Source organism: Burkholderia sp., assembly GCF_018375725.1.
Lineage (GTDB): Bacteria > Pseudomonadota > Gammaproteobacteria > Burkholderiales > Burkholderiaceae > Burkholderia.
Genome location: NZ_JAHACR010000262.1, coordinates 1 through 6,118, shown reverse-complemented (window position 1 = coordinate 6,118; position 6,118 = coordinate 1). Strand labels below are relative to the sequence as shown.

Sequence of the window (6,118 nt, the reverse complement as noted above, 5' to 3'; positions counted from 1 at the left end):
GTGATCAGTCTGGAAGGTGGTGTTGCGCGGTCAATGGATTATAGCGACGGTGATCACGATCAGGCGTCAGCGGACTCGGATTTCGTTTTCTTTCTCATCGAATCGCCCTTGACCGGAAGCTTGTGGGCCTGATGCACGAGCCGATCGAGAATCGCATCGGCGAGCGTGGGGTCCTGCAGCCACGCGTGCCAGTGTTCGAGCGGCAACTGGCTGGTGATCACAGTCGAGCGCGTACCGACACGATCATCAAGTACCTCAAGCAGATCATTGCGCGCCGCCTGGTCGAGATCCTGCAAGCCCCAATCGTCCAGTAATGTTGCGCGCAACATTACTCGACTTATGTGTAGCGCGCGGTTATGTGGAGAGATTGTGCAGCAAGGCGAACCGGCCTGGTTTGAGCCCGCCTCGACTGCACATAACGGGTCAAAGTCTACGCAGCCAGCCAACCAGGTCAGCGCCGTTCAAGATGAATGCTCCACCTCGTGGAGGCGCGAGGATTTCTGGGAACACCTGCGCGAGTGCCTGACGTTTGAGATCGATATCGGCACGCGCATAGCGCATCGTGGTGTTCAGGCTCGCGTGGCCGAGCCACTGACTGATAGTCGCAAAGTCTACGCCGGCCTTCAGCAACTGAATCGCGGTGGTATGCCTGAGCGAATGCGGGTGGATTTCTTTGTGCGCAAGGGTTGGGTTCCGGGTGCTCGCGATGAGCATGTATTTGCGCAGCAGATAGCTCACGCCAAACCGGCTCATCTGAGTACCGCGGCAATTGACGAAGACAGGCAGTTCGGCCGAGCCTTGGGCGACCAGGGGACGAGTGCGAATGAGTTCGCGCAGAAGCTGCGCAGTGCGCGGCCAGATCGGACACACTCTCACCTTGTTGCCCTTGCCACGCAGCCGGACCTGTGGTGGTGGGTCGAGCCGCAGGTCACAGATCCGCAAATTAAGGATCTCCTGCACACGAGCGCCGGTGTTGAACATCAGCGCGAACAGTGCAAAGTCGCGTTGCCCCGCAGGTCGACTCTGGTCGATGGTGGTCAGCAGTGTATCGATCTCAGCCGTTTCCAGATATTCGATCGGTGCCTCCCGCGCTCCCCGCTTAAAAGGTATCCCGAGTACCTGCTGAAACGGCGCCAGATGTTCGGGATGCTCGGCAATCACGAAACGCGCAAATGCATGAATGGCGGCGAGCCGAGCATTGCGCGTCGCGATGCTGTTGCCGCGCTCGGACTCAAGGTATTTGAGGAATCGTTTTACGTGGTCGGCATTCAGATCGCTCAGATCCAGGGTTTCGATTGGGCGCCGGCTCTCTCGGGCGGTGAACTGCAGCAGCAAGACGACGGCATCCCGGTAGCTCCGTATCGTGTGCACGCTGACGCCGCGCAGTGTGGGCAGATAGTCCTGGAAGAAGCGCAGCAGACATCGGCCGAGCTCGGTCGGTTTGCGCGGTTTCATGGCTTACTCCCGCCGAGCACGTGGCCTAAATGCTTCTCGAAGCGTTCACTTGCGAGCGCCGCGATCGTCGGAACGAATGGAAGGTAGTATGCCGTCGATACGATCGAGACGTGCCCCATGTAGATGGCCAGTTTCGGGAGATTCGACTGCACGTCCGCGCCTTCCCGATACCACCGGATCAAAGCCTGGACTGCAAAGCTATGCCGCAAGTCGTGAATTCGCGGACATCGTCCCTCGGCATCGCGAACGTCAGCAAGCTCAAAGAGTGCATGTATGAGACGGCTGATTCCCGTGCCGGTGTATCCACGTAGACCTCGTGTCGTATTGCACAACAGTGGCGTTTCCGGGCCGGTGCCGAGCGAAGCGTTGAGGCGCTTGCATAGGTAAAGCCGAAGTTCGCGTGCGGCACCGGTTGATAGCGGCACCAGCCGACTCTTGTGGAACTTCGACTCCCGAATCTGCAACACCCCGGACTTGGGTTCAACGTCTCGTAGCGTCAGGTGCAGCAGTTCGCCGCGCCGCAACCCCGCCGTATACAGGAGCACAATGGCGATGCGCGTCACGGCGGGTAGTAGCGGTGAGCCCAGCGTCGGCGTCAGGTGCGTGGCCGCGACCAGCATTCGTGCCACCTGATCCGGCTGCACAATGACCGGGCGGATGTACGGACAGGGTCGCGCGAAGTACAGCGGATTGGGCACGAAACACTCGTGCTCGGTGCGCTGTCTGAACAGGCAGAACTTGTGCACCATCAACTGTCTGGCGCGACGCGTATTCGGCCCCAGATGGTGCATGGTATCGCACCATTGATCGAAGCTTGCCTGATCGAGCTCCCGAACTGAGGACTGCGCGAGCCAGTGACACATCGACAGCAGGATGCGTTCTTCGTTGCGGTAGCCACGACCGAGGGCGCGTTGATGGGCGACGTAATCCGTGATCGCAGCCTCCATGGCAAACACGGACGTGGAGATGCTCATGGCTGCCTCCGCGAATTCGAGAGCGTCGGAACCTGCAGCGCGACGGAACGTAACATGGCAATGTCCAGTCGCAGGTAGACGCACGTGCTCTCGAGGCTGCGGTGTCCCAGGATATCGCCAATGGCCTTCGTGCCCACGCCTCGATCCAGGAGACGCATCGCGAACGCGTGTCGCAGCGCATATGAGGAGCTGTTCGTGATTGGCAAGCCACTCAGCCTGGCGCGCTTGCAAAAGATCTCGACCACGCCATAGTGGGTCAGGGGCCCGGCCGGGCTTCGTGCTCGTAGGAATAAAGCGGGGCAATCACTTCCAGAGCGGCCACACCGGAGATAGCGCCGTAGCAGATTTATGGTCCTGTCCGCCAATGGCAATACCAGGACCGAACGGGTCTTGCGCTGTTGAACGTGAAGCGTCCGCGCTTCCCAGTTGATAGAACTCAGCGAGAGTGCGGCAACTTCTGATGCTCGTAGACCGTAGTACGCCATCAAATGCAGGACTGCGTGATCCCGCCAGCCGGTGCGGCTGTGACGGTCCACCGAATTAACCAGCTTCGGCACCAGCTTCCAGTCGAGTGCACGCGGAGGCAACTCGGCACGATAGGTCCGTGGCGTGTCAATGCAATGCAGTCCGTGCGTGATATCGCCACGGTCTTCGCAATAGCGCAAGAACGCTCTCAGATGCGCAATGATGTGCTGCAGCGTCTGCCGGGTAACTTCCCGGCTCTTGATCCGGATGTAATCCTCGACGTCCGTAGCGCTCAACGTCCGCAGCGTTTGGTCGGGCAATGCTGTCCGGCTCAGGAAGTCCCTGAGAGTCGAGTCGTGCTGGGCGACGGTCGCGGCGGCGAATCCTCGTAGCTCGCGAAGGTGCTGTAGATAGTGACCGCGCAGGGCTCCGAATGGGTCATCCGGTTCGGCCCGAATCAATCTGCCTCGCGAAGACAGGAAGCGTTCGAATGCTCGCTGTGTGCCTCGATACAGCGCAGGGAATCGCGATGACGTAAATGCCGTGTATAGATGCTCGCTGGCAAACGCTCCACCGGGCTCGGCGCCGTCGATGCGTTCAAGCGTTTGCTTTGCCCGAAACAAATGATCGCAGGTGCTGTTGCGAGAATATCCGCTTCGACGCAACCAGGCAGCGAAACCCTCAAGATCGGCGGCGAACCGGGATCCCTCATAGCGGCGATATACCTTCGGAAACAATTCCTGAAGCATGGTGCCCTCCGAATACGGTGATCGGAGGAACTACGCTACTCCCACGACGAAGTTATGTTGACGGACTCCTGGCACAACGCGGCGCCGAAGCAGCGCCCAGAGGGAAACTCCACATAACCGCGCGCTGCACATAAGTCGAGGATCAGCACATCAATCTTCGCGAGTTGCGCAAGCCGACGTGTGAAGCTGCCGTCGCCGTGCGCGATTTTCAGCTCTTCGAACAGCCGCGCGACGCGCACATAGAACACGGAGAAGCCCTGCCGGCACGCCTGCTGGCCGAACGCGCAAGCGAGCCACGTCTTGCCCGCGCCGGTGGGGCCGGTCAGGATCAGGTTCTGAGCATTGCGCACCCAGTCGCAGCCGGCGAGCGTGGCGACGATGCGCTGGTCCAGCCCACGGGTTTGCCGGTATTCAATGTCTTCGACGCAGGCCTGTGGGTTCTTGAGCTTCGCGGCGCGCAGCAAACGTTCGAGTCGTCGCGTATCACGCCAGGCCAGCTCGCGATCTACGAGCATGCCCACGCGTTCCTCGAATGACAGGCTGGTGCTTGCCGTGAGCGTTGACTGCTCCTCGAACGCGCGAGCCATGCCGTCCAGTTTGAGCGCCTTTAGCTGGGTAAGGGTGTGCTGCATCAACATCGTGACCTCCTTCGGGTCAGTGGTAGTAGTCGGGGCCGCGCACGTTCTCGTGCTCGGGCGAGCGCCATTCGGCGGGCGTGGTCGGGAGCGAGGGCTGCAGGTCAAGTCCCGCTTCCAGGATTGACAGCACGGAGCGACGCGTGGGCGAGCCGATCTTCAATGCACGCTGGCATGCGGCCTCGAGGCGGTGTTTGCCGTACTTGCGCGCGAGCGAGAGAAGACCGAGACAGGCGCGATAGCCCATCTCGGGGTGAGGTTTGTTGGTCAGCAGATGCCGCACGACAGCCTCGGCGCCGGGGCCGACGGATGCGCCCCAGTTGAGCAGGCGCCCAGGCGTCCATTCCATGTGCGCGCGATGCGCAGCCGGCATGTGTTCGGCGATGGTCGTGTGTTTGCCTTTGAGGCGCGAGCGAGCGTGCGCAGCGACACGCTTGCCGCCATGCAGGATCTCTACGCCGTGGCGTGTGATACGCGCCCAGACCTCCTGCCGTGCGAGGCTATGCGGGACGCTGTAATAGTGGCCGCCGACATCGACGTGGTAATCGATGTTCACACGGCACTTCTGGAAGGTGGCGATCTCGTAGCGACGCACGGGCAACGGGCGCAGGACGGGTTGGTCCAGCCGTTCGAACCATTCACGCCGGTTGCCTTCGAGCCGCTTGAACGGGCGCTGGTTTAGGTCGGCGATCAGTTCTGCAATCGCCTTGTTGAGTTCAGCCAGACTGTAGAAGCGATAGTGGCGCAGTCGGGCCAGCACCCAGCGCTCGACGATCTGCACGCCGACTTCGACCTTGGCCTTGTCCTGCGGTTTGCGCGGACGCGCCGGCAGCATCGCGGTGCCGTAGTGGTTCACGAAGTCCTGCGTGGTCGTGCCGAGTCCGGGTTCGTAACGGTCGGGTCGCGCGATCAGCGCCTTCGGGTTGTCGGGCACGAGCAGCTCGGGCACGCCGCCAATGAACTCTAGCGCATCGCACAGGCTGCCGATCCAGTCCGCCATCGTCTCGGTGCGCGTCGCGCACGCGAACGTGTAGTTGGATGCGCCGAGCACGGCAACGAACACGTGCGCCTCGAACTCGACGCCGCCATCGCTCGCCAGGACCGGCACGGTGGGACCCGCGAAGTCCGCGAACAGCTTCTCGCCGGCGCGGTGCTGCTGACGCATCGAGCGCTTGATCGACTTCGCCCAGTCCTTGTACTTCTGGCAGAACTGCGTGTAGCGGTACGTCCGCTGGCCGGGGTTCGCTTCAGCGTATTCTTCCCACAGCAGTTGCAGCGTCACGCCCTTGCGGCGCAGCTCGCGATGCAATGCCGTGTAGTCGGGCTCGATGCGTCGCGTCGTCGTCGCCGCGGCATTGGTTGCCGCAGGCCTCAGGCGCGCGTCCAGTTCGTCGTCGGACATTGCTTCGGCTGCCGCCCAATCGAGTCCCGCCTGGCTGGCTTGGGCCGCGAACTTCGAGACGGCACCGACGCTGATGCCGATAGCCCGGCTGATCTGCCGATGCGTCAGGCCACACGCCCACTTTAGTCGCAGGACTTCCTTCAATTTGCGCATGCTCATCCGAGGTGTCGGCATCGGCACTTCTCCCGCAAAAAAGGGAGCAGGCTAACGCCGTCGGTGAATACATGCGCAACGCCACCGCCAGACTCAAACCCGGATTACGTTCCGGTTACGTGATCACCCGTTTCGGTCCCGTGATCGCTCATTCCGGCATCGTGATCACGCGTTTCGGAAACCTGTGATCAGCGATCACGATCAACCGAAACGGGTGATCACGATCATTCGGAATCCATGATCACGATCCGCCGAAATGCGTGATCACGTTCGCCGGAATACGCA

General features: G+C 61.3%; 4 protein-coding genes and 2 pseudogenes. All 6 read right to left on the bottom strand.

Annotated features, from left to right (window positions below; translation table 11 throughout):
• Positions 1–59: 59 nt before the first annotated feature.
• A pseudogene (istB, locus tag KH616_RS20155) lies at positions 60–314 on the bottom strand (IS21-like element IS408 family helper ATPase IstB); the annotation flags it as partial.
• Between the two features lie 109 nt (positions 315–423).
• Positions 424–1,455, bottom strand: coding sequence for a tyrosine-type recombinase/integrase (locus tag KH616_RS20150; RefSeq protein ID WP_069263164.1), 1,032 nt, complete (start codon positions 1,453–1,455; stop codon positions 424–426).
• A complete protein-coding gene (locus KH616_RS20145; RefSeq protein WP_069263160.1) occupies positions 1,452–2,429 on the bottom strand; it encodes a tyrosine-type recombinase/integrase in 978 nt (325 codons plus the stop codon). Before KH616_RS20145 ends, KH616_RS20150 begins: the two co-directional genes overlap by 4 nt.
• Complete coding sequence (locus KH616_RS20140; protein WP_069263875.1) at positions 2,426–3,643, bottom strand: tyrosine-type recombinase/integrase; 1,218 nt, start codon at positions 3,641–3,643, stop codon at positions 2,426–2,428. The genes KH616_RS20145 and KH616_RS20140 overlap by 4 nt, the downstream gene beginning before the upstream one ends.
• A 140-nt stretch (positions 3,644–3,783) precedes the next feature.
• Positions 3,784–4,281: pseudogene (gene istB / locus KH616_RS20135) on the bottom strand (IS21-like element IS408 family helper ATPase IstB); the annotation flags it as partial.
• Between the two features lie 16 nt (positions 4,282–4,297).
• Positions 4,298–5,854, bottom strand: coding sequence for an IS21-like element IS408 family transposase (istA, locus tag KH616_RS20130; RefSeq protein WP_011875599.1), 1,557 nt, complete (start codon positions 5,852–5,854; stop codon positions 4,298–4,300).
• Positions 5,855–6,118: the final 264 nt, after the last annotated feature.